Annotated in this window: 4 protein-coding genes; all 4 read right to left on the bottom strand. The window is 68.7% G+C overall.

Annotation, left to right across the window (positions count from 1 at the left end):
- Positions 1-99: 99 nt before the first annotated feature.
- Positions 100-837, bottom strand: a complete 738-nt coding sequence (locus NI18_RS15405) for an alpha/beta hydrolase (RefSeq protein ID WP_037531168.1) — start codon at positions 835-837, stop codon at positions 100-102.
- 38 nt (positions 838-875) lie between these two features.
- Positions 876-1079: a helix-turn-helix transcriptional regulator gene (locus NI18_RS15400; RefSeq protein WP_031394295.1), complete on the bottom strand. Its 204-nt coding sequence runs from the start codon at positions 1077-1079 to the stop codon at positions 876-878.
- The gene (locus tag NI18_RS15395; protein WP_037531170.1) at positions 1076-1483 is read right to left on the bottom strand and encodes a hypothetical protein; all 408 of its coding nucleotides are present in this window, start codon (positions 1481-1483) and stop codon (positions 1076-1078) included. The genes NI18_RS15400 and NI18_RS15395 overlap by 4 nt, the downstream gene beginning before the upstream one ends.
- Before the next feature lie 435 nt (positions 1484-1918).
- Positions 1919-2173 carry a DUF6356 family protein gene (locus NI18_RS15390; RefSeq protein ID WP_037531166.1) on the bottom strand — a complete coding sequence of 85 codons (255 nt, stop codon included), beginning with the start codon at positions 2171-2173 and terminating at the stop codon, positions 1919-1921.
- Between the last annotated feature and the right edge of the window lie 132 nt (positions 2174-2305).

The raw sequence follows: 2305 nt of genomic DNA, 5'->3' as shown, positions 1-2305 counted from the left end.
GGGACCTGGCCGCCGGTGCCGCTGTCGGCTTGGCGGCAGGTTTCGCGGCGGGGCTGGCGGCCTGGGACAGGAGCAGCGCGGGGGCGAGCAGCATCAGGATCATAGGCGGGCGATCACATCCTCGACCGCGCGGATGATCAGCGCGATGTCGGAATCGCGTGACAGGCGGTGATCGCCGTCCTTGACGAGCAGTGTCTGCACATCGGCTGAACGAAGCAGCTCGGCGAGCCGGGTGGTGCGTAGCCACGGCACCGCCTTGTCGCGCTGGCCCTGGATCAGGCGGACGGGGCAGCGGATCTCGATCCAGCCGAACATCAGCCGGTTCGCCTCGCCCGACGCCCAGAAGCCGCGGGTGTAGATGGTGGGTTCGGGGCCGTAGTCGTTGGGGCGTTCGAGCCGGCCCGCGCTGAGCAGCGTCAGCTTTTCCTCAGGGGTGAAGCCCCAGTCGGTGAAGTCGGGCGCGGGGGCGATGCCGACGAGCGCCGCGACCAGATCGGGGCGGGCCTTCGCGACGAGCAGCATCAGCCAGCCGCCGAGCGACGAGCCGACGAGCACCGCGGGGCCGTCCGCCAGCGCCTCGAGCATCGCGATCACGTCGTCGCGCCAGTCGACGAGCGTCTGATCCTCGAACGCGCCCTCGCTGCGGCCGCAGCCGCCATAGTCGAAGCGGAGATAGGCGCGGCCCTGCGATTTCGCCCAGGCCTCGAGCGTAACCGCCTTGGTGCCCGTCATGTCCGAACCATAGCCCGACAGGAAGACGATCGTCGGGCCGGTGCCGGTCGTGTGGTGATAGGCGAGGCGGGGGCGGTCCGGCGCGGGGGTGGTGGTGTCGGTCATGCGCGGGGCTTTAGCCAAAGCGGGCGGGTCGGGATAGGTCAGGCTGGTGCGGAGGGGCTGGTGAAGATGTCCTCGATCGCGAGGCCGAACAGCTCGGCGATGCGGAAGGCGAGCGGAAGCGAGGGGTCGTAGCGGCCGGTTTCGATCGCGTTGACGCTCTGGCGCGAGACGTCGAGGCGGTCGGCGAGGTCGCCCTGGCTCCAGTCGCGTTCGGCGCGCAGGACTTTCAGGCGGTTCTTCATACGGTCCCTGCGCGCACCGCGGCGATGTTGAGGCACCCGCCGAGCATCAGGCCGGCAAACCAGAGCACACCCGCCGAATAGGCCGGGACATGCGGCGCGAGGCCGAAGCTTTCGAGAAAGCCCCAGATCGTCGTCGCGCAGAGCATGAAGACGGTGGCGATCAGCGTCTGGCGGACGTTCATCGTGCGGATATATTCGTCGGGCTCGTCGCGCAGATAGCGCCCCCAGGCGAGGAAGACGCCCAGCAGCGGGAGCGCGGGCAGCACTGCGAGAAGATAGGCGAGCGGGCCGGTCGGCGGATGGCTGCGGAACAGCGCCACCACGCCGAACAGCGTGCCCATATACGCAAGGCTGAGACCGAGAACGGTGGCGTTGTAGCGGCGCAGCGCGGGGCTCTTGTGCATGGTCAAGCGTCCTTTCGAATCGGTAAAGGAAACTTGTCATCTAGGGGTGTGGGAGTCAAGGTGGCTTTACAGCGGGGGTGGGGTTGAGGGGATGCGATCGCGACTGGCCGTTCTCCCACGTAGGCGGGAGTCCAGGGTGGCAGGGCTCGGTGCTGCTTGGCTCTGGATCCTGACTTTCGTCAGGATGACGGGGGAGGGGGGCGGCGCTTCCCCGCCGTCCGGATGGCGAGTGGGGAGGGCGGCGCTTCCCCGCCGTCGGGAGGACGGGTGGAGGGCTGCACTCAACCGCCGTCATCCTGGGCTTGACCCAGGATCCAGGGTCACGGGGCGCAGCGCTGCTTGGCTCTGGGTCCTGATTTTCGTCAGGATGACGGGTGGGGGAGGGCGGCGCTTACCGCCTTCGTCCTGGGCCCCCGCTTTTGCGGGGGGACGGGGTCAGATGATGAATTCTACCGTCTTCATCTGGGTCTGGTCGGCGGCGACGGCGCCGCGTTTGGCGACCATCTGGCGGTGGAGTTCGCGCACCGTGTCGCTGCCGCTGGTCTTGCACAAAGCGGGGATGACCGCGTGGACGAGGGCGCCGAGGCCGTCGGCGATCATCGTCACGCCGAACCGGCTCGCGACGCCGAAATGCTCGGCATAGCTTTCGCCGACGGTGGCGGGATGGTCGAGGAAGAGGCGGCGGAACATCGGCGGGTCTCCGGACGGGGGATCGGGCTTATCCTATCAGCCGGCGAGGGATTCGACCATGGTCGCCGCGAGCAGGCTGAGCGTGTCGTCGCGCGCGCCCATCACGACGATGCGGTCGCCGGGGCGCGCCCA

Origin of the sequence: Sphingomonas sp. Ant20, from assembly GCF_000783375.1 — a bacterium.
Taxonomy (GTDB): Bacteria; Pseudomonadota; Alphaproteobacteria; order Sphingomonadales; family Sphingomonadaceae; genus Sphingomonas; species Sphingomonas aerolata.
The sequence above is the reverse complement of the archived record's forward strand: the minus strand, read 5'-3'. Positions and strand labels throughout refer to the sequence as shown.